We start from the raw sequence: 22,133 nt of genomic DNA, 5'->3' as shown, positions 1-22,133 counted from the left end.
GACGGTGCCCAGTTATAGAGATAACCAGTGAGGTTTGCTCCCTGGTTATCCTATTTGCTAACGCACGGTTTACTGGCGAGCCATTTCGTGTCAGCAGCAGAGCAGAGTAATCAAGACGAATATGTATTTGAGGATGCGTTAGTCCGCGGCTCAGCGCTCGGCTTAGGCTCCATCTCCCGCTTTAATAAAAAAGACTCCTATCAAGAAGGCAAATATCAGGTTGATCTCTATATGAACAACAATTTTGTTGATCGTATAGAAATGATATTTATTGCAAAAAATGATGCGGTTATTCCCTGTTTGTCAGTCGCACTACTGCAACAAGCCGGCGTCACTGAGGAGGCGCTGAAGAACAGCGACCCAAAAGATGACTGTCTGGATTTTAAAACCACCTTGCCGGCCAGTGACTATCGCTTTGATTACGCCAAGTTGCGCTTCGACTTGTCGGTACCACAGCTGTTCGTTAAAAAAGTGCCGCGTGGCTATGTTGACCCCCATAATTTAACCTCGGGGGATACCATTGGTTTCAGCAATTACAACTTGAACCAATATCACGTGGGCTATAACAAAGATGGAATTAAGCGTTCAACCAACTCAACTTATCTCAGCCTAACTAATGGTATCAATGCTGGCATGTGGCGCTTGCGTCAACAGGGTTCATTGCGCTATGACCCTACCCGAGGAGCCGACTGGACCTCTAACCGGCTATACAGCCAACGCGCGCTGCCCGCCATAGGCAGTGAAGTGACCTTGGGCCAAACGTTCAGCGCTGGTCAGTTTTTCTCCAGCTTGGGTTTTAACGGCATCGCATTGGCCACTGATGACCGCATGTTGCCTGAATCGCAACGCGGCTATGCCCCTATTGTGCGAGGGATTGCCAGAACCAATGCCAAAGTCACGGTTTATCAAAACAATCGGTCTATTTACCAAACCACTGTGTCACCAGGACCGTTTGAATTTAATGATTTATCAGCCACCAATTTCGGCGGTGACCTGACGGTAGAAATTCAGGAAGCGGATGGCAGCGTAAGCACCTTTCAGGTGCCATTCTCTTCCGTGCCGGAGTCGTTGCGCCCCGGTTATTCCCGCTATAGCTTCGCCGCTGGGCAAGTGCGGGATCTGAGCAGTAATGAAGTGTTCAGTGAACTGACTTATCAACGAGGGGTCAGTAACGCCATTACCGCCAATACCGGGCTACGCGTGGCATCAGGTTATCAGGCCATCATGCTGGGGGGAGTCTTTACCCACTATATTGGTGCCTTAGGGCTGGATGCTACCTATTCGAATGCCAGGCTAGCGGATGACAACAGTGATGGTGATGAACGGCAGCAGGGCTGGATGGCGCGAGCCTCCTTCAGCCGCACGTTCGAAGCTACCAATACCACATTATCCGTGGCGGGTTACCGCTATTCTACCGAGGGTTATCGCGATTTAAGTGATGTTTTGGGGGTACGTGCAGCCCGTAATGGCAAAGTCTGGAATTCAGATACTTACCGGCAACGCAGCCGGGCAGAAATATCGATGAATCAGAGTTTTAACAGCTACGGTTCTCTGTATTTGACCGCGTCTTCACAGGATTATCGCAATGACCGCAAGCGGGATACACAGTTGCAATTAGGCTATGCCAATACTCTGTGGCGCGATACCAGTTTCAATATTGCGGTCTCACGACAAAAAACCGGGGGCGGCAGCAACGAAACCTCCTTTGTCGACCCCGGTAGCGGCATGCCAGCGGCTAATGGTGCAAATATTCTTGGCATCAGCGAGACTGTGGTGCAGATGTCGGTCTCATTCCCATTAGGTGGTAGTGCGCATGCGCCGTATATCTCCGCCGGTGCTGTCAACAGTAAGCTCAGTGGCGCCAGCTATCAGACCTCATTATCCGGTGTGATGGGCGAGGACCAATCCTCCAGTTACAGTATGGATTTTGCCCGCAGTGAACAAACGAAAGAAAACACCTTTAGTGGCAGTTTACAAAAACGGCTTCCTGTCACTAGTCTGAGCGGCAGTGCGTCCAGCAGCCCTGGTTATTGGCAAGGTTCAGCCAGCGCCCGTGGGGCAGTGGCCTTCCATAGTGGCGGTGTCACACTGGGACCTTATCTGAGTGATACTTTTGCCCTGATCGAGGCCAAAGGCGCCAGTGGTGCCAAAGTGATGTATGGCCAAGGTTCAAGTATTGACAGATTTGGCTATGCACTGGTGCCAACACTCACCCCGTATCGCTACAACACCATTACGCTCAATCCTGATGGCATGGATTTCAATACAGAGCTTCAGGATGGTGAGCGGCAAGTTGCCCCCTTTGCCGGCTCAGCAGTGAAAGTCACTTTCCGCACTCTCAGCGGTTACCCGGTACTCATTACCGTCCGGCTGGCTGATGGTAGTCAGTTACCTATGGGCACCGTGGTATACAGCACGACTGCCGACAGCGACAACAGTGCTCAGCAGCAAAAGAACGAGGTTGGTATGGTTGGTCAGGCCAGCCAGGCTTATGTTCGGGCTGAAGGAACCCGAGGCACACTCATTTTAGTATGGGGCGATGCTACCGATGAACGCTGCCAGTTAAATTACGACTTAGGCACGCCCAATAACGATAAACAGTTATATAAACTCGATGCCTTGTGTGTCGTTACCCAGCATTGAATCAGAGAAACAGTATGAATCCTATAACGACTCACTACGCCAGGTTATACCGATACAAGCCCCTATTCTCACACTATATGGGGTTATTCTTTTCACTCGCATTACTGAGCACCAGCTTACCCAGTTATGCACAATGTGTTTGGAAAGGCGCCAATATCGGTGGTGATAACTACGGTGCGTCCTTGCAATTAGGTAATATCAATATAACCAGTAATTACATTCAGCCTGTCGATTCAATCCTGGCCTCCAGCATTATCAGCTTGGTACCCGCCCGTTTCTGGTCAGACCCAGAAGCGGTTATCTATGAATGTGATGTGGCCGATAAAGACAGTTTATTTGAAGTTTTTGCGACTAATGGCGACAGTAATGTCGGCGGCTACAGCAATATGGGTGATAACTATTTTCAGACTTTCTTCCCCTATACCGCATTGAAACTGACTCATGTTGATACTGGCGTCGAATTCACCCGCATCTGGCAGCAGGTCCCGTTGAGAAAGTACGACGTAGTCGGGAATAAAATTCAAATTAAGGGTAAACATTTCAGCCAAATTCGTGCTGAGCTAAAAAAAGTAGGTTCTGTAGACCGCACGCCCGGCCCTTCCAGTTGGGGATGTTCTGGTCCTGCGGCTGATAACTATTCGGGTAGCTATTCCTGCAATCAACCCAACGGTTACGTGGTATTCAAAGGGCCTGGCATGCCAGTACCGGAAACCGGCTATGACTCAGCAACCAATTACCAAACATGGGGAAGTGGCCGCTATATGGCATTTGGTATGAATACCTCTCCGGTCTCTGTCCTGACACGCAAAAATACCTGCGTAGTACGTAACGTCACACCTTATGTGGTTTTCCCTATTATCACCGTGAACGAACTTAATGATAATCAATCACGCAGCGCGGATATCACTGTCGATATCGAATGCCAGTCGGGTACGGAATCTGGCATTAATAGTGGGCAAACTGCGCTGGGCATCCAAACTTCATTACCCGGTTATCTGAAAGCACAAGGACTCGGGTTAGTAAACGCAGCCGGCGGCGTGAGTTATCTTTTATCAGACCACTATGGTACTGACAAAAATATAGCCACCGGCGTGGGAATCAGCCTGAGTGACAGCAGCGGTGCGGCAATGAATTTTGTTGGTTGGGGAGGATGTGTCAGTAATTGCAATGCCAATACCAACGCGGGTTGGTACCCGGTACTCACGGGTGCCAGCGCTAATGGCAGCAATGGTGCTGGTTATGATAACTATTCACATCACTTTGTCGCCACCTTGAAAAAATTACCTAACGGCACGCCTACTGCTGGCAAAGTCGATGCGACCGCTTACGTTTTGGTGAAGATACAATGAGACTCCTCTGCCTATTTTTACTGATGTTGAGCATCAGCCAACACACCATGGCCGGTTTAGTGGCCGGTTCAACCCGCATGATTTATCAGCCTGAATCGCGTGAGCGCACCCTGATGTTGGCTAATACCAATGATTATCCGGTCGTGGTGCAGACCTGGATTGATGATGGCGATGTGGACAGCACTCCCGATCAGAGCAAAGCGCCTTTCATTGTCTTGCCTGCTGTTTTTAAAATGCAGGCAGGAGCGGCTCAAGGGCTGCGCATTATCAATAAAGGTGACAATCTGCCGACAGATCGAGAGTCTGTTTATTGGCTCAATCTGTATGAAATTCCGCCTAAATCCCGGCGCAACATCGATGCTCAAGCCCAGGTTGCTATGGCGATGAATACCCAAATGAAAATATTCTACCGGCCTGATGGGCTAACGCCGAAACCGGCTGAGGCAATGAAAAAAGTTAGTTTTACCCTTAAGAAGAAAAACAAAGAATACATTCTCACTGCCCATAACCCCACACCATACCATGTATCTTTTGGTCAGGTTCAGCTAGAAAACCAACAACAACGCTTTCTGATAGCACAAGAGATGGACATGATGGTCACACCCTTTGCTGAGCGCCAATATCATTTTGAACAGCAGCCTACCTCACTCAATGGTGAAGTAACCTTGAACTATGTTTATTTTGATGATGCTGGTAATCAGCTAAAAAACAGCCAGTTAATAAAAGTGACATTGTAACGAATTGCTATTTTCACGGGTAATCGCAGAGGAATTGCAGCGCTCATGTAATTCCTCTGACAATGCTGGCTACCCGCCGCCGAAATTATTACCCTATTGAATTTAGGGGATATTTTACACATGTCCCACTTATGTTGCTTATGTCACTAAAACACACTACTAAAAGTGTCTTTCCTACTGATTAGCGGGGTTAAATACATAACCTCGGCGTGTAATGTGCGCTTTTCGGTCACTACCGAGCCAATCACCTTCCCCAATACAAACTCGCCTCTCCGCCTTATTAAAAATAACCTCATTTGGCGGGATAACTCACGGGAAAATAAACAAGTTTGCTGAAAAACAAGCCAATAAGCTCATTCTCTCAGCAAACGCACATTTTTAGTGTTTTTCTACTTTGACAAACGTCACCACCCTCGCTATTATTCGCCTCGTTCACACGATTCCTCTGTAGTTCAGTCGGTAGAACGGCGGACTGTTAATCCGTATGTCACTGGTTCGAGTCCAGTCAGAGGAGCCAAATTTGTGTTTTCATGCATCTTCACGAATCTTTATAAGATTTAGATTCAACGAGTTAGTGTGAAAAGTCTTCCCGATGCATTTTCATTTCCCCCTCCGCATCGGGCAAGATTGGTGGTCTGATTTGGGGTCATTTCAGTTCGATTATGGAGTGACCACACTATGTCTCTGAACGACACTAAAATCCGCAGTCTCAAGCCTTCTGAAAAACCTTTAAAAGTTTCCGATTCACACGGTTTGTACCTTTTGGTCAATCCAAGTGGTTCACGTTTCTGGTATCTTAAATATCAAACCGAATCAGGACCATTGACCACGGATTCCATGCCATGGCCTGTAGTGCCCTGATAGAATCTGGTCTGTGGTCATAGAATGCAGTTGAACGCCAGATGAGTCATCAGGAACACAACAGCCTGCGGGCGGCTTACACCCATAAAGCAGAATATCTCGATGTCCGTAAAGCGATGATGCAGTGGTGGTCGGATTATCTGGATATAAACCGAGAAAGATATGTTGCATCATACGTTCATGCGCAACATAAGACGGCTGGAACAGCCTGACCGATAACTCTTTGATAACTGCAGACCCTGTAGTTCCAGTCCCCCTGAATTATTTAGCGAATTTCTCAGCTTCTTCGTGAGTAGTGATGAAGCTTTCGCCAAAACCAATCGCAATAAAAACGCCCACGATATAGCCTGCTAGCTTACTGTTTAGAATTTTCTTGAGCATCAATCCCCCAATTCAGAGAAGTCATTATCCTATACCCTTTTAAAATATTGGAGAAGACCCACAATAGTGCAGCCCTATAATTTGAATTATCTTGCAAAAATACACGTACTTTCAGCGATAATGAGTAAATGACATGGTCAAAAGGAAAATTGCCCCATGAATACCGGATTTATCCTGCTCTGCATTTACGGAATTGGGGCTATTGCCTCTACCCTCATCATCTTTCCACTAACACGTGATCAGAGCTTAGCAGTAAGGTGCTTATCATCATCTCTTATCGGATTAACGTGGCCCTTGAGCCTGCCAGTTGCCTTACTGCTTTCGATATTCTGATTAATAATACAGATGGATAAATAATCAGGCCGAATCACTAAGTGCCTGATCCAATGCCGAGATATATTTAATTTACCCCTCGTTCAGTTGATAGAGCATACCACTAGTTTGATTTCGGCCATTTTTCTTTGCCTGATACAATTGCAGGTCAGTTTGACGCAGAAGTGCCGTTGACATACCGACGCTTTGATTTTCTTTGCAGCAAACCCCAAGGCTAATGCTGACAAAGGGGTAAACTGTGGAACCAGAATGTGGAATTTTTTGTTCAAGAATTTGCAGCCTGATAGTTTCTGCCATATCCATTGCTCCGGCTAACTCGGTGTCGGGGAGCAGACAAACAAATTCTTCACCACCATAGCGGGCCACCAAATCCGCAGGGCGTCGGAGAGTTTCTCGGATAACTTTTGCAATACTCCGTAAACAATCGTCCCCTGCCTGATGCCCATATAAATCATTATATTTTTTGAAAAAATCAACATCAATCATGATCATGCTAAGTGGAGTCTGGTTACGATTTGAGAGTTTCCACTCCAATTCTAACTGTTTATCAAAGTAACGCCGGTTATGTACTTCGGTTAATCCATCTAAATAAACTAGTTGGCGTAATAAGTCGGATTGAGCTTTAAGCAATAAGTGTGTTTTCACTCTAGCCCGAACGGTGTTCCTATTAATAGGTTTACTGATAAAATCTACGGCACCTTCGCTAAAGCAGCGAGTTTCGGTCTCTTCATCAATATGCGCAGTGACAAAGATAACAGGAATATCCTGAGTGTCTGGCGATGCCTTGAGTCTGGCACAAACCTCAAAACCATTCATACCGGGCATTTCAATATCCAGTAGAATCAAGTCTGGATGTTGACTAATACAGACGTCGAGTGCCTGTTTACCACTGGTGGCCATACACACATGATAATCGGAAGAGAATGCTTGATAGAGCATCTGAATATTTATCGGATGATCATCAACAATAAGGATCTTGGGCTTCCCCGTGCCGGGTAGATCTAAGGTCAAATCTTGCGAAAAAGAATGGATTATAGTCATATCTTCTTATCTCTCTGAGTAGGAAGATTAACCATCAAGGCTTGGCATAACTTGATAGCGTTGGCAAAATCTAGTTGGTTTACTGCATCATTAAGAGGAGATAATTGTCCATTAAGTTGCTTAGCAAAAGTCATCATCAATTTATTCATCAGCTCTAACGCAGCCATATCTGAGTTTTGTAATAACAGCATCAAACGATTCAGTTCCAACTCGATAGGTTTTATATCAACTGCCTCTGCCACGACATTACTAGTGTTATCTTTCGATAGCATTGGGATTAGTATCATTATCCCAGATTGTATAACGGATACTTTATTTCGCATCTCACTCAGTAATTGATTAATCGTATCTGCCGTAGGTATAGCGCCCTGGCTAAATAACTTCTCCCCCTGCCCCGCACTCAAAGAAAGGCCAGTGGCCCCCAGCTGTGCGGCAAGTCCTTTGATGGTATGTAGCAGACGAGATGCCGACAGATGGTCACCTTCAGTCAATAATGTCTCCAACTGGGTAGGGAAATTAGCCAAATCCTCACTAAGCAGCGATAACATTTTTTGGTACAGCGTAATATCGCCACCTAATCGATTAAGGGCGGTATCAACGTCAATTCCTGCCGTTGCCGCGACATTTTTTAATTCAGCAGATAACAAAACAGGAGTTATATGGCTAATCGTAGCGACAACATCAGTTTGCCCACTGTATTTCCGTATGATGTGTATTAGATTATTCAAGTCAAAGGGTTTACCAATATGGTCATTCATTCCAGCAGCAAGGCAGGCATCACGATCAGAGGCCATCGCATTAGCTGTCATGGCTATAATCGGTAAGTTTTTTAACCCAAGACTTTTTCGAATATATTTCGTCGCATTGTAGCCATCCATGACCGGCATTTGTAAATCCATCAATATCAGATCAAATGAAGACGGATGATGTTCTAATATCTCAATTGCCTCTTTGCCATGATTGGCAATACTGACCTCTGCTCCCTCATCCTCAAGTAACTCACGTGCTATTTGCTGGTTATTCAAGTTATCTTCAACAATTAATAGCCTTACACCAGACAGTCGGTGTAAAGATTCGGTTATTGCCGGTTTCGCAACATCAGGTTGTTTGCGTTCGCTTAATGCATCAATCACTGAATCCAACAACATTGATGCTGTGATCGGCTTAACCAAATAACCATCCAGTAATGCCTGCTCTTCTTCGCTGCGCTGTAATAACATTTCGCGATCATGGGCGGTTATCATGACAATCATAGGGCCGTTATCTACTGGCATCAGTTCACGCACACATTTACTGGTCTGCCAACCATCTAACCCCGGCATTTGCCAGTCAATAAAGAGCGCCCCGTAGGTAATACCACTATCATGCTGCTGTCTCATCAATTGCAATGCATCATTGCCACTGGTTGCGACATCAACGGTCCATTTTAGTGATTCCCCCATCCGTTTGATCAGGTCACAGGCCGTCGGATTATCATCAACAACCAAGACTCGTAAATTATTCAATGCCTGTGCTCTGTTTACCAAAGTGTTTGGTGTTTCATTATTAATAACCAGATTGGTATAAGAAGGTAGCGACAGCGTTATGGTGAAATGAAATAGGCTCCCTTTACCCGGTTCACTTTCTAAGGTGAGCGTCCCGCCCATCAGTGCAACAAAGCGCTGACTTATCACTAGCCCTAAGCCCGTGCCACCAAACCGGCGCGTTGTCGAGGCTTCTGCTTGTGTAAAACCACTAAAAATACTTTCTTGATTCTCTGGTGCAATGCCAATTCCGGTATCGCGCACCCCAAAATGCAACGTAACGTGATGGCTATCCTGTGTGATAACTTTGATGAAAAGCACCACCTCACCAAGTTCGGTGAACTTCAGCGCATTGCCCCCCAGATTGGTTAATATTTGCTGGAGTCGCATGCTATCGCCTTCAACAAACTGGGGTAGTGAAGGGTCAATATCAAATAAGACCTCAACCTTTTTAACCTTCAGATTGCTCGATAAGATAACCGCCAAATCACGCAACATCACATGAATATCAAACGGGATACATTCCAGTTCCATTTTACCGGATTCGATTTTGGAGAAGTCCAGGATATCGTTCAGCAAGCGCAGCAAGGTGCGCGTGGCGGCTTCACTTTTAACCGCATAATCAGCTTGTTTCCTATCAAGACCCGTCCTACGTAGCAATGTCAGCATGCCAAGGATGGCATTCATCGGGGTCCGTAGCTCATGACTCATATTGGCCAAAAATGCAGATTTGGCCTTATTGGCTTCTTCAGCAGCTTCTCTTGCTGTTTTCAGGATATTCTCGGCCTCGCGTTGTTGAGTAATATCCCGATTAATCCCCATCATCAACATTGCTTTGCCACTTTCATCCCGTTCAACCGTTCCAGTTGATTGAATAAAGTGAACTTCATTTCTCACCACAATACGGAAAACCTGACGATAGACACTTTCATTTTCTAACGCTGCTTTTATTGCACTTTTAACGTCGGGAATATCCTCTGGATACAAAAGGCTATACCAATACGCCAACGGGATATCGGCATTGTGTAACTCCTCAGGGATCCCATAGATATTATTCATCCGCTCATCGAAAGAAAGCGTACCTTCTGGAATGTTCCAGGTCCAAATACCTAACTCAGCAACATCCGCCGCTCTGACTAATTGATTTCGAGCAATAATCAGATTGGCTTGCTGATTTTTATTGGTTGTAATATCAACTTGAATGGAAATATATCGCTCAATCTGGCCAGTACTATTGTTAAACGGAGCAATCGTGGTATCGACCCAATATAAAGAGCCATCTTTAGCTTTATTACAGATTTCTCCACGCCACGAGATCCCATTAGCAATGTTATGCCACATCGATTGCCAAAAATCAGTCGAATGTGTATGAGAATCAACTAAGCGGTAAGTCTGCCCTATAAGTTCTTCGCGACTGTAACCACTGATAGTACAAAATGCGTCATTAACATCGGTGATTATCCCATCCCGGTCTGCAGTAGAGATAATACCGTGTAAATTAAGGGTGCTGAGTAAGGCATTATTTTCACGTAAGGCCGCTTCAAGACGTTGATAAGTCGCTTTACGTTCACTGATATCCGACTCAATCGCCATAAAGCCGATAAGTTCACTCTTATCGTTATAACGCGGTTGAATCTCCAGCTCAATCCAATATTCTTGCCCCGATTTAGCGCGATTGACTATTTCACCTTTAAATGGCTCTCCGGCATCTAACGCAATTTTCATCTCACTTGCTACGCCTTGGTCTGTATTACTGCATTGCAGTAATTTCCCCGGCGACTTGCCGAAAGCCTCGGCTTGACTGTATCCGGTAATACGTTCAAAGCCCTCGTTAACCCAGACGATATTACGTTTTACATCGGTAATAACGACGGCGTTAGAGGTGTTCTTGGCCACTAAAGCCAGACGTTCAAGATCTGCGGTCATATTCCGCGCCAGCATCTCTGCCCGATTACGTCCACTGATTTGCTGGCGAATAAGTAAAGCCAATGCCGAACTTAGCAAAAGACCAAAAGCAAACACCAACCAAGGTGCATAACGTTCGGTTAGCGCTTCAAACACTGGTGTGCTGCTGATTCGCAGTGTCATTTTTCGACCAGGTAGTGGCAAGACGCTGGTATTGTGAAATATTCTGGCAGCTATGGCTTCATCATCATGCTCTTCGTCCGGTATGAAATTGGCGTATTTACTGCCATCTGCATCGAAGATCATCGTTCTATTAGATAAATCATTGAGACTATCAAACAATTCAACATCCACTCGCCCATTCATAAACTCGGGAATATCACGTAATAGATCAGCAATCACAATGGGTGAATAGAGTAGACCGACCAATGACGCCTGCCGTTCAGCAAGTGTCGTAGGATAGGTACCCGACTTATAAACCGGGACAAAAAGTAATGTGCCGGGAGTTTTAACATTAGACTGAACCAGATGAATAGTGCCAGAAAGAGTGGGTTTTCCGCTGTTTATTGCCAACAATGCGGCTTCTCGTCTGACCGACTCAGAGCCAATATCAAGCCCCTCTGCGCCTTGGTTTTTTTCTGCTGGTGCAATGTATTTAATAATATACAAATCATCATGCTGTTTATCCTGAAGTTGCCGCAAAGAAAACGTCGGCGCACCGTCAGCTCGGGTATCAGTAATAAACGCATTTAACTGGCTGCGCGACACCCGTTGAATAAAACCAAATCCCCTCACGCCAGGGAACTCCACCGGCAAATTACGCGAAGCGACATAAGCATTAAATTGCTCGCGGGTTAAATGACTGTTGGTAGCATAAACACCTCTTATCCCATTCAACCCATATATTGGCTGAGAGAAACGTCGCTCAACTTCTCCAGAAACCCTATCAACATTACGTTGAAAATCGATTTTTGCATTGGCTTCAATTTCGTTATAAAGCCACCATGCTCCCGCACCTGAAATAACCAGTCCAATAATGAAAATAACCAGTGGCAGTAAAATATTTTGTTGTAACTTAAATGAAAGCCAAGATGAGGACAATTGCTGCGTATGGGCATTGAATGGAGAAGGATTCATATAATATCTATACCCTTATAATCACTATTGGCTAAAGCATAGGATCACTCTGTAATTTAAGATAGTATTGGCCACAATCAAATCTAGCTTAAGTGTTCTCTGCTAATAATAAACAGTATTAGTTAGGGTTGAATGTAAATTTGTAGTTCATTGTGGCCTAATATCTCACCCTGTTCGTTAATAATGTCACTCATTACATTCATTGGTTGAACGCTACGAGGTATAACTTGCAATTCAATCACCTTTTGACCGCTATCCGCCATTAATTTTATGTTCCGCGATCCTTTAGATAAAATCATACCACTTTGCAATATTTTCCAATGTAATGATGCCTTTTGATAGTTGAACCAACGGTCGTTGATGGCCCATAAATCAATACGCCCTCTCTGCCCCTGCACCCAATTTTCTGTTTTCGGATCTATAGAGGGTAAAACGGGCTGATAAGCTCGCTGCAAAGCAAAATAACCCGGCTTAGGATGGCGGAGATAGTCCACCACGCCCCAGTTAATTGACGGCCAGTTTTCAGTAAACATAAAGTGAAATAATGCAGCAACGGGTTGATAACGTTGGCGTCGATAACTCTCTGCGGCGAGTTGGATTAAACTTGCCTGATACTGTTGGCTGTTCTTGATAAACGTATTGATATTTGGCCCGCGAGTCACTTTAGCTAATTCAAATGTCTCATGAGGTTGAAAGTTATGGTATGCCCAGATACGCCAGCCTTCATCTTGTTTATCCGCCGTTTTGGGCCACAGCTCAGCGTGCGGAATTATCGTTTTTAACGTTGCCAGGTCAGGTAAGGCTTGTGCGCCAAACTCGCTGATGATTGAGGTAGTTGCCGGTTTAAGATGATCACTTTTCTGCCCTGAGTACCACCCTTGCCAGTAGTGTTCAGCAGTGGACGAGTAAGCATGAGTGATCCGGCTATGGTCCTGACTGAGCACCTGCGCGACGCTCGCGGTTAACGCCCGGTTGATGTCAGGCCGCCAGTCTGAATAACGATATTGCATCCATGTGGCATCCCAGGGCGGTTCATTGTGCCCAGACCACAATACAATCGCTGGATGGCTGCCAAACTGCTGTGTCATATCCGCGGCCTGCCTGGCAGCCTCTCTGGCAAAAGAGGCTGAATCGTCATATCCCCATTGCAGTGGAAAATCTTGCCAGAGCAGTATCCCCATCTCATCAGCCAGGTCGTACAACGCCCGCCCAGCCACATGGGCATGTACTCGTATGGCGTTGATGTTTGCCTGCTGCATCATGAGTAAGTCATGGCGATAATCTGTCGGTGTCAGGCTTCCCAGCCACGGGCTACCAATATAGTTCGTCCCCCTTATGAATAGTCGCTTGCCATTGATTGACCAACTTTGCTGTTGGGGGTCTATCGCAATTCGCCGTAAGCCAGTGCGAACATGAGTCACATCCATCATGCCTAAACGGTCTGAGAAACTGACCTCCAGCCGATAAAGATTTTGTTTCCCATGACCAGACGGCCACCACAATGCGGGGTTATCAAGCAGAAAATTAGCGGTGAGAGTTTGTGCATTATGCTGACTGGCAACCAATGAAACACTTTTCTCCAGTTGATAAGATTGGCCGATAAAATTATCGGGTATCAGGCGTAGCAACATAACAACGGGGCGGTTGTGGTTAGCACGATAATCCAAACTCACCTTCAGAATCGGATGTGCAAGCCCCCGTGACCAGTCAGGCACGGCCAGTACATTGTCTATAACAGCGCCACGGCTGATATGTGACGTTACCGGAGCCCAGATACCGCCTGAATTAGCATCTTGTCCGTGATCCGACCACGCGCCACCGGGCCGAGTATCATGATGGTTGAACACGCCCTTAATCAGTTGCTTACGAAATGACCAAATTTTGCCCGGAGTCTCGTAAGGGCTATCTACACGCATAGCCAGCACATTATCTATTCGGGCTATATCGGTGATATCGATACTGAACCGCTGAAAATACCCCTTATGTTGCCCCGCTCGTTGACTGTTGAGCCAAATATCCGTTTGATAATCGACGCCATCGAATACCAAGGTCGCCATATCATCGGTATCTAAAACCGGTAATGTAAACCGGGTGCGATACCATAATACGCCTTGATGATCGACGCCCTCACTGTACCAATTAGCGGGCACTTTCAACTGTTGCCACTGGCTGTCATCCAGGGTGTCACTCCAGGCGTCAGAAGCTGGCGGATTGCCATCCCGTATTCGCCACTGACCGGACAAATCTAAAGTGGATGGCAACTGAGCAACAACAACCGACGAGATAAGTTGTAAAAGAAATCCCAAACTTAAAATAGAAGCCCTGCACCAGCAATTAATGTTCATTTCGATGCCGCCTGTCGACGGATGACTCTTTCTTGCGGCAGGCATAATTGTGGTCGTGAAAAAATATCACTCATGCGCACATCCAGATATCCCGCGGTAGAGTCGCTATTAATTAAACTCCCCGCCGCTTTATAGAGCAGCGTTTCCAATACCATAGCGTTTGTCGTCAGACTAATTGTTTTGTTATAGGCACCATTATTTTCATAACGCCCCTCATACCATCCGCGTTGTTCATCATACTGCATCTGAGTCAACTGCATTAATGCATCGGTATAAGGGCTATTCCACAAAACCCATAAGCCAAAAACTACACGGGTTGATACCAACGCCAGGTCAGGATGAAATTGCCCGTCTTCGCTAATCGTATTCCAATGATAACCGTTAGCGAACACCGTATCGTAAACGTGATATGGCGCAACTGAGGTGAAATAATCACTACGTGCCGTCAATATATGTTCTTTTTGCCACCGTATTTCTTGTACCCGATAGATATTATCTATCCGTTTTTTTTGCTGTTTAAATATTGGGGTGCTTTTTAATTCCATTGCAGTAAGTAAATAAGGCAAGCTGACGACAATAGAGGGTACATAGGTTGTTCGAGCATCTCTGATATCAAAATCGATAGGTATGTCATAAATAAACGTGGTGTTATAGGGAAGATTAGCTGATATTCCTACAGGAAAACCCCACAGACCAAACGCACCAGCGGTATATTCGCTATAACCCAAAACGCCTTCGGGTTTGGCTATAAATCTGCCATTAACAGTCGCTGATTTCAGTAACTCACCATGACCATCAATAATCTGACAGAAATTCCATCGTAATAGGACCTTATCCAAATACTCAGCATATTCAGGATAAAAACGCACAACAACTTTCAAACCTATCATTAAGCGGCCGATATCTTGTGCAGACCACCCCAGTGGTTTTGGCTGGTGAGCATAATCAATCATCTGTCCGTTGGCGGTGTTGTAAAGCAGATTTGGCGTTTTTCCCTCCACCAAAGGTAAATGACTTATTGTTGCCAATAATAGTGTGAGGCGCTGATCAAACTCCTGACGATTGATCAACCCTAATTGGGCTGCTGCGGTTAATGTGACAAGTGTGTCGCCGATTTGCCAGAGATTAACAACCGGGTAATTATCCAAAGAATTAACCAACCCAGTACTCACTTGCGTATTATTAACAAAGTAACGCCAAGCTACTTTCGCCCACAATTGTTCATTATCAGATAGCACACCACTACGGGCAGAATAGGCAACAGAGCTGTGAGTAATACTGCTTGCCACAAACATACCGCCCGTAAATGCAGCACCCAGTAGCCCAGCACCAATAACCCAGGCAAAAGCGGCGGACTTCACTGTTTTGCGCATGATGATGTTGCCGCCGGTAATTTAAATAAATTATTACTGCTGCTTTCATCCTGACACTGAGCACACTGGCAGCTCTTACAATCTGGTGCTTTACGTAGCGCAATGCCCGTTTGATCACAAAATGCGGCTAAGCTCGGTGTTGCATCAATATACGGCCGATTCCTTTTACTGTTATTATCATCAAAAGCATTAATTAACTGCCGTTCCCACAACGAGGGAATATAATCTTTATGGCTAGGATCACCACTGGTGAAACGGAGTATTTTCCCTGCTTTTTTAAATAATAGCGCTTCTAACATGATGCCATTATTATTTGCCGTAAACTCTTTAATTGGCCCTCTACCATTTTCGTAGAGGCCCTCGTTAAAGCCGATATCCTTAACGTTAGCATTTTCTATTGCATCAAATAATCGGTCAGTGTACGGCGAATGCCATAATACCCACATGCCTAGCGCAGCTTTTAATGACACTGCCGCATTTTCAGGGACAAAAAAGCCCTGATCGGTAATTGTGTTCCAGTTATAGCCATCGGAAAAAACCGTGTCATAAACAAAGTAAGGGGCGTGGTCTAACTGATGCTCCGAACGCGCTGTCAGTATTCCCGTTTCACGATAGCGGTTTTCCTGTGCCTGATAGACGCGATTGGCGAAGTCTTTCATCCACGGATGGCTGTAGCTCGCTGCTTTATTAGCCCGATCATTACTGCGATCCCACCCCATCTCAAGGCCATGTAAGATATACGACTCGGTAACTACATAGTTGTGTTGATTCGTTTTGCGTGCATCCCTAGAGTCATAAGGGACTAATACACAATAAATTTTAGCCAAATCATAAGGTTCAGGGCGCGATGCCTGACAGGTAGAAAAACCCCAAAGTTGGAAACCACTGGCGGCGTATTCTTCATAACCCAGTCGCCCTTCCTGTACATACTGAGGCGTGTTATTTTTATCTAATATCGCACCATATAACGTACCGCAATCATCGACAACATGTGAAAAATCCCAACCTAAGACCACGTTATCAATGCTATTGGCATATTCAGGATAACGTTCTTTAATAATTTTCAGCCAAATTAACATACGGCCAGTATCAATAGCTGAAAATCCTATTTCACCGGATTTATTCATATAGTTAACTTTTTCAGCAGTTATGGTGTTGTAAGCTTTATTGGGTAATTGCCCTTGGAATAGTGAAATATTATTCAGTGTCTTTAAAAAAGGTAACATTCGGTGGTCAAACTCTTCCTTATTAACAATACCCAACTCGCGCGCCGACACCAGTGCCGCCAAATAAGATGCACTGTCCCACATTGTGGTCGAAGGATAATTATTAACTGCATTAACAAGCCCAGTTGTAGGTTGTAAATTATGGACAAAATATTGCCAGGCATTAACTGCAACCGCCATCTCTCTGGGCGTTAACTCACCGTGCCGCACAGGGTAGTTTTCAGACGCTAATTTATTGCCAGGTAATTCAGCAAAGGTATTAAAAGACGGTATGGCCAGGAGTATCAAAATCAAGCAGCCAGCCTTAACAATGAGACTTAACCTTATCAAAAATGACTGATTTCCCATCATAAAACCTTCCTACCTTAGTTGTTTATCTGTTGCGCCAACGGATTGCATCACCTGAGTACAGGCAGCACAAAGTAGTTTTCCACCCTTGATAAAAGCCAAACTTTCTAACACCACGCCATTGGTATTGGCATTTAGTGAAGTATTTATTTTATTGTTAACTTCATAAATTCCGCTATACCAACCTTTGTTCGAATCCATCAAGCTATTTAATTGATTCCGTGTCTGTTCACTATAAGGTGTGCGCCATAAGGCATACCAACTAAATGCCGATTTGGTTGATAACTGTCGTAACTGATTGACACGCTCACCTTTGTCCGTAATTACCGCCCAATCTTCATTAGCATAATGGAGTGTGCTATAAATAAAGAAAGGAGCTTGATCCACATGATCCTCACTGACAGAGGTATATATAGCAGTACGCTAAAAACGATTTTCCTGAGCCTTAAAAACCCGCCAGGCTAGTTCTGATGAATAAAGATCAAAACCCAACTCTAAGCCGGTCAAGATATAGGGTTCACTGACGATAAATGTATTTGCCCCCTCTTTTTGCGAGACACGATCATCATCAGGCACCAATATCCCTTCAACTTTAATAAATTGCAGATGTGCAGTGTAATCAAGGGCTAAACTAGCATTAATACCTACTAGTTGCAGGGTCCGTGCCGCATATTGCTCATACCCCATACGCCCTTCCTGATGCAATGAAATGAGCTGAGTTTTATCATCAACTACCGAACCTTGTAATTGATCATCGACCACTAGCGCATCTAATTGCCAACGTGAAATAACCTTATTGACCTCGACAGCATGCTGGGGATAACTCCAGACCAATATATTTAATGGCACCATCATTCGACTGATATCAATAGCCGACCAGCCTATACCTTTCGTACTGGGCTGATTAATATAATTAACCATAGATAGAGTCTGTGTATTATAGGCTTTATTAGGTAATTTACCTTCAAATAGTGGCAATTTAGCCAATGCACCTAATGCATTACTGATTCGGGTATCAAACTCATCTTGTTGAATAATACCAATTCGTTGCGCTGAAATCAGCGCCATAAAATAACTACTGGTATCCCACATTGTCGACGATGGGAATTTATCCACGGAATTCACTAAACCACTCGGCTGAGTATTATTAATAAAATATTGCCATGCAGCCTTAGCCCAAATTACTTCTTCGGAACTCAATGGTCGAGGAACCGGTGTTAATGGTCTGCCAATACTGGTGGTGATATGGACACGAGAATCTTCCATATCTTGAGAGTTCTTTTCGACATACAACACAATAGAAAATGCGATTAAAATACCGATCACCATCGCCAGATAACTTCTCGCCTTGAGGAGGTTATATTTGAATGACATCAAGCCCCCTCCTGTCCGGTGGATTCAGCATGCTCGGGTTGCCAAAATGCGGCTAAAACCATCGGCATCATGGCTGCAATATTTGCAGCTCCCCAAAAGATATTGATCACAAAACCTGAGGGATCTTTTATGTTCCCTACGGCTATCTGAATCGCCCCCCAAATCAACCCCAATAACGTCAGCCCAATAATGGCGAGCTGAGGTTTAACTAAGGATAAAAAATTGCCCTGCTGGCGTTCTTTGGGCGTCACATGAAACTTGATTTTCTCACCTCTTAGTACTGTATCAAGAGCTCGTAGATTCATGGAAAATAAAGCAAGAAAAGACGATTTCCCATCCCACGCTGATATACCCCAGGTGCCAAACATAAATGCTAATTCAGAGACAATCATGAAGGGCAAAAAATGCAAATAAAAAGGAGATGAGTAAGTCGAAACGGGGGGGATCCCCGTAAAAAGATAAATTAATGGGGCAATCAAAAATACCGTATTCCAGATACAGGCAAAATAGGACCAAAAAGTAGTTCCGTACATTAATTTTTGTATTGCACTGAGCTTAATCCTTTTACTAGTGAAAAGTCTGTCATGCAAGGCAATATCCATTGAACCAGCCGCATATTTAAATCTCTGGATCATCCAGGTCAACAAATCCTGCGGTGAAAGCATTTTTGATTCTATTTGCGGGTGCATGACAGATCGCCATTTACGGCCTGGATCACCATGTAAAACGATAGAAGTATAGATATCTTCTGAAACATGAAATTTATATGGCATCAGCTCGGTATCATGCACCACATGAGGTAACATGGCCTTAGCCAAGTCTGCTTTGGTTTCTTTATCAGTTAGGTCGCCCGTATATTGCTCGATCTCATCTTCTATATTATCTACATAGCGACGCAGTGCAGCTTGCATAATAGCTTCACGACGATGAATTGATGCGGCGCCACAACAAAAAGCCGCATTAGCCCAATTACGTCGGCGTAAAATAACATCGTAAAACATTTGCGGATCATTAAAAAAGGGATCATGCCCCACAGTAAGCGGGCCAACCAATTTTTCAATCCCTTTACCAACAAAATAACCTGCTGAACCTAATTTTTTCTTTGCCCATTCAGGTAATCGCTTGCCCTGTGGTAAATCATAAAACCACTGAGGAGTCTGGACCCAGGCAACATCAACATCACGAAAATAACCCAAAGTATGAGTCAATATTGTGGGGAAAACTCGGGTATCTGCATCACAGATAATAATAAAGTCACCGTCCGTCATATCCAGCCCGTGGCGGAGATTACCTGCTTTGTAACCGATATTATTTTCCCGACTTAAGTAATTAACCCCCTCTTCTTTTGCAACAGCCTCCATTTCGCTTCGTTTACCATCATCTAATACATGAATGCGATAATCCAAGGAGAAGGGATAAGTTACGGCGAGTGCATCCCGAATCGATAAACGCACTAATTCGACATCTTCATTATAGGTGGCAATAAACAAATCAACTTTTATCTGACGCCTTTCTTGCATCTCTTCCGCGGCTATACAGTCATCGATTGTTTCAGGTACTGGGAGTACAGGAATATCTCTGACTTTCCAGAGGTTGATAGTGAATAAAGCAGAACCAATATAGGCTAGTGTTTCAGCCATTACCAAAGGGATGGAATACCAAAGCGCATCGTAATTCAGTGAATTCATCCAGCGCCAGCGGATATAATTTGCCCCCAAGATAAGCGCTGCAACCGCCAGACTTTGCCATAAAAACTCAGTAGCCCAATGAGTTTTGAGTGGTGATGGTGGTTTCCTGTTTTCAAACGAAGAGAAATAAAAAGCCATTATCACAACCTCAGTCAATCCATGAAGATAAGTGAGATAAATCAGCCCATTTTAAGGGGGAGTTCGAAGAGCATTATTTTATGAATAAACATAATTTTTACGCCTACTCTTCTATTTTCTTTATCAGCGATAGATAATTGATGCCCTCTTCCACTTTATAGCTGATGTCATCAACGGCATTAAACATCATCATCAATCCCATCCCATTTTCTGGCCAAGAATCCGGCGCTGACAACTCAGGAATATGAGACAACCCACTTTTATTTTGCAAAAATTTTGTAGGTATAGGCTTTCCTTTATCTTGTAAGGTCACAGCTAGTTGATTATTGCCATAATGCATCACAATAGTAATATCTTGGGTGGCATCATAGTTAACACCATGCTTTACAATATTGATAAATGCTTCATTTAATGCAAGTTCCATAGCATAGCTGCTAGATGAATCAATCTTTAAGGGTTGAATAAATTGTAGTAACTTTTCATGTAAAACATTCAGGCTAGACAAGGAAGCAGGCAAACATATTCTCATTAACCAGCCCTGTGAGTCACGCTGGTGATAACTCATATCAACGTATCTTTATGTAGGAATTCATCGAACAAAGATTTCTCTGCCATAATAATATCTTTACGCCGTTTATCATCAATGAGCCAGTTTAAACCCGCCTCAGATAAATCAATGGACATACCGTCTGGTGAGATAACTTTCCCAGCAAAAATCATCTGTTGATGCAAATGCGCAATACCCCCGACCCGGGTATAATCAGCAATAAAACTTTGATCGATAACAGCTCCCTGCTCTAATAAACACCCCGCACCAATAATTGTAGGCCCTTTAATCGTTACGCCAGACTGTATTTCTGTACTACTACCAATATAGACTGGCCCTTCAATATCTAAGGTCGAAAAGTCGGCTTTAACATTAAGTCCACACCAGATTTGAGGTGCAATTTTAATTCCCGGCATGGGATAGTCGGGTAAATCTTGATTAAGGATCATGCGATTTACATGCCAAAAATCTTGTAGAGACCCAATATCAACCCATTGGAAGGGCAAGGCAATACCGTAGAAAGGAACACCTAATTCAGCAAGTTTGGGGAACAACTGACTACCAATGTCGTATTCAACGCCATCAGGAATATAATCGAATATTTCTGGCTCAAAAACATAGATTCCGGTATTGGCATTGTTTGATAATGCATCCTCGGTTTTAGGTTTTTCTTGAAACTTACTAACTCTACCCTGCTCATCAGTAACAACAATACCGTATTTGTTTACCTGATCTGCTGAGACTGGGCGCATCACCAAGGTTGCCACACTTTTTCTGGCTCGATGGAAAGCCAATACCTTATCGAAATCTACATCAATTAATGCATCACCACAGACAACGACAAAAGTTTCATCAAAAAAACCTGAGAAATTTTGGATGTGTTTCATTCCACCCGCTGACCCCAGAACATTGTCAACAAAAGTATTACCCTCCATAATACCTTCGTAGGAGTAACCTATTTCTACTCCCCAGGCATGGCCATCACGAAAATAATTCTCGATGTCCACAGATAGATAGCTGGTATTCACCATTAACTGATTAAAACCATATTTTCTTAAATGCTCAATAATCGATTCCATAATAGGTTTTCGAATCAATGGAATCATTGGCTTTGGCAGTATGGTGGTCAGTGGTCTGGCTCTGGTTCCTTTCCCTGCAGCAAGGATCATGGCTTTCATAAATAG

At 44.3% G+C, this 22,133-nt stretch carries 13 protein-coding genes, 1 tRNA gene and 2 pseudogenes; 7 read left to right on the top strand and 9 right to left on the bottom strand.

Features of this window, described 5'->3' with window-relative positions:
* Nucleotides 1-27: 27 nt before the first annotated feature.
* From Q2T72_RS08375 to Q2T72_RS08345, 7 genes and pseudogenes are all read left to right on the top strand, one after another.
* Nucleotides 28-2,643 (top strand): fimbria/pilus outer membrane usher protein, encoded by a 2,616-nt coding sequence (locus Q2T72_RS08375; protein WP_083159226.1) that lies wholly within the window; start codon nucleotides 28-30, stop codon nucleotides 2,641-2,643.
* Nucleotides 2,644-2,657: 14 nt separating this feature from the next.
* Nucleotides 2,658-3,992, top strand: coding sequence for a fimbrial protein (locus Q2T72_RS08370; RefSeq protein WP_372568951.1), 1,335 nt, complete (start codon nucleotides 2,658-2,660; stop codon nucleotides 3,990-3,992).
* Entirely contained in the window at nucleotides 3,989-4,729 is a 741-nt protein-coding gene (locus Q2T72_RS08365; protein ID WP_083159227.1) for a molecular chaperone, read from the top strand. The genes Q2T72_RS08370 and Q2T72_RS08365 overlap by 4 nt, the downstream gene beginning before the upstream one ends.
* Nucleotides 4,730-5,170: 441 nt before the next feature.
* Nucleotides 5,171-5,246, top strand: a tRNA-Asn gene (locus tag Q2T72_RS08360).
* A 161-nt stretch (nucleotides 5,247-5,407) separates the two neighbouring features.
* The gene (locus Q2T72_RS08355; protein WP_372568950.1) at nucleotides 5,408-5,590 is read left to right on the top strand and encodes an Arm DNA-binding domain-containing protein; all 183 of its coding nucleotides are present in this window, start codon (nucleotides 5,408-5,410) and stop codon (nucleotides 5,588-5,590) included.
* Nucleotides 5,557-5,802, top strand: a pseudogene (locus tag Q2T72_RS08350) (integrase); the annotation flags it as partial. The gene Q2T72_RS08355 and the pseudogene Q2T72_RS08350, both read left to right, overlap by 34 nt.
* A 325-nt stretch (nucleotides 5,803-6,127) precedes the next feature.
* Nucleotides 6,128-6,304 (top strand): GhoT/OrtT family toxin, encoded by a 177-nt coding sequence (locus Q2T72_RS08345; RefSeq protein WP_083159229.1) that lies wholly within the window; start codon nucleotides 6,128-6,130, stop codon nucleotides 6,302-6,304.
* Nucleotides 6,305-6,376: 72 nt separating this feature from the next.
* Here the strand turns inward: Q2T72_RS08345 and Q2T72_RS08340 are convergent, their stop codons facing one another.
* From Q2T72_RS08340 to Q2T72_RS08300, 9 genes and pseudogenes are all read right to left on the bottom strand, one after another.
* Nucleotides 6,377-7,345, bottom strand: a complete 969-nt coding sequence (locus tag Q2T72_RS08340) for a diguanylate cyclase (RefSeq protein WP_083159230.1) — start codon at nucleotides 7,343-7,345, stop codon at nucleotides 6,377-6,379.
* The gene (locus Q2T72_RS08335) at nucleotides 7,342-11,910 is read right to left on the bottom strand and encodes a CHASE domain-containing protein (protein WP_372568949.1); all 4,569 of its coding nucleotides are present in this window, start codon (nucleotides 11,908-11,910) and stop codon (nucleotides 7,342-7,344) included. Before Q2T72_RS08335 ends, Q2T72_RS08340 begins: the two co-directional genes overlap by 4 nt.
* Before the next feature lie 122 nt (nucleotides 11,911-12,032).
* Complete coding sequence (locus Q2T72_RS08330) at nucleotides 12,033-14,255, bottom strand: glycoside hydrolase family 2 protein (RefSeq protein WP_372568948.1); 2,223 nt, start codon at nucleotides 14,253-14,255, stop codon at nucleotides 12,033-12,035.
* Nucleotides 14,252-15,628 (bottom strand): DUF3131 domain-containing protein, encoded by a 1,377-nt coding sequence (locus Q2T72_RS08325; RefSeq protein ID WP_372568947.1) that lies wholly within the window; start codon nucleotides 15,626-15,628, stop codon nucleotides 14,252-14,254. The genes Q2T72_RS08330 and Q2T72_RS08325 overlap by 4 nt, the downstream gene beginning before the upstream one ends.
* Nucleotides 15,613-17,202, bottom strand: coding sequence for a DUF3131 domain-containing protein (locus Q2T72_RS08320; protein ID WP_372569873.1), 1,590 nt, complete (start codon nucleotides 17,200-17,202; stop codon nucleotides 15,613-15,615). The genes Q2T72_RS08325 and Q2T72_RS08320 overlap by 16 nt, the downstream gene beginning before the upstream one ends.
* Before the next feature lie 12 nt (nucleotides 17,203-17,214).
* Nucleotides 17,215-18,468: pseudogene (locus Q2T72_RS08315) on the bottom strand (DUF3131 domain-containing protein).
* Between the two features lie 107 nt (nucleotides 18,469-18,575).
* The gene (locus Q2T72_RS08310; RefSeq protein ID WP_372568946.1) at nucleotides 18,576-20,402 is read right to left on the bottom strand and encodes a glycosyltransferase; all 1,827 of its coding nucleotides are present in this window, start codon (nucleotides 20,400-20,402) and stop codon (nucleotides 18,576-18,578) included.
* Nucleotides 20,403-20,505: 103 nt separating this feature from the next.
* Nucleotides 20,506-20,967: an ATP-binding protein gene (locus Q2T72_RS08305; protein WP_227746543.1), complete on the bottom strand. Its 462-nt coding sequence runs from the start codon at nucleotides 20,965-20,967 to the stop codon at nucleotides 20,506-20,508.
* Entirely contained in the window at nucleotides 20,964-22,127 is a 1,164-nt protein-coding gene (locus tag Q2T72_RS08300) for a sugar phosphate nucleotidyltransferase (protein WP_372568945.1), read from the bottom strand. The genes Q2T72_RS08305 and Q2T72_RS08300 overlap by 4 nt, the downstream gene beginning before the upstream one ends.
* Between the last annotated feature and the right edge of the window lie 6 nt (nucleotides 22,128-22,133).

This window comes from Yersinia sp. 2466 StPb PI (assembly GCF_041538325.1).
Taxonomy (GTDB): domain Bacteria; phylum Pseudomonadota; class Gammaproteobacteria; order Enterobacterales; family Enterobacteriaceae; genus Yersinia; species Yersinia enterocolitica_E.
The sequence above is the reverse complement of the archived record's forward strand: the minus strand, read 5'-3'. Positions and strand labels throughout refer to the sequence as shown.

Coding starts and splice junctions, on each gene's coding strand:
- Q2T72_RS08370 (WP_372568951.1), top strand. CDS start 2,658: ATGAATCCTATAACGACTCACTACGCCAGGTTATACCGATACAAGCCC.
- Q2T72_RS08365 (WP_083159227.1), top strand. CDS start 3,989: ATGAGACTCCTCTGCCTATTTTTACTGATGTTGAGCATCAGCCAACAC.
- Q2T72_RS08355 (WP_372568950.1), top strand. CDS start 5,408: ATGTCTCTGAACGACACTAAAATCCGCAGTCTCAAGCCTTCTGAAAAA.
- Q2T72_RS08345 (WP_083159229.1), top strand. CDS start 6,128: ATGAATACCGGATTTATCCTGCTCTGCATTTACGGAATTGGGGCTATT.
- Q2T72_RS08340 (WP_083159230.1), bottom strand. CDS start 7,345: ATGACTATAATCCATTCTTTTTCGCAAGATTTGACCTTAGATCTACCC.
- Q2T72_RS08335 (WP_372568949.1), bottom strand. CDS start 11,910: ATGAATCCTTCTCCATTCAATGCCCATACGCAGCAATTGTCCTCATCT.
- Q2T72_RS08330 (WP_372568948.1), bottom strand. CDS start 14,255: ATGAACATTAATTGCTGGTGCAGGGCTTCTATTTTAAGTTTGGGATTT.
- Q2T72_RS08325 (WP_372568947.1), bottom strand. CDS start 15,628: ATGCGCAAAACAGTGAAGTCCGCCGCTTTTGCCTGGGTTATTGGTGCT.
- Q2T72_RS08320 (WP_372569873.1), bottom strand. CDS start 17,202: ATGGGAAATCAGTCATTTTTGATAAGGTTAAGTCTCATTGTTAAGGCT.
- Q2T72_RS08310 (WP_372568946.1), bottom strand. CDS start 20,402: ATGGCTTTTTATTTCTCTTCGTTTGAAAACAGGAAACCACCATCACCA.
- Q2T72_RS08305 (WP_227746543.1), bottom strand. CDS start 20,967: ATGAGTTATCACCAGCGTGACTCACAGGGCTGGTTAATGAGAATATGT.
- Q2T72_RS08300 (WP_372568945.1), bottom strand. CDS start 22,127: ATGAAAGCCATGATCCTTGCTGCAGGGAAAGGAACCAGAGCCAGACCA.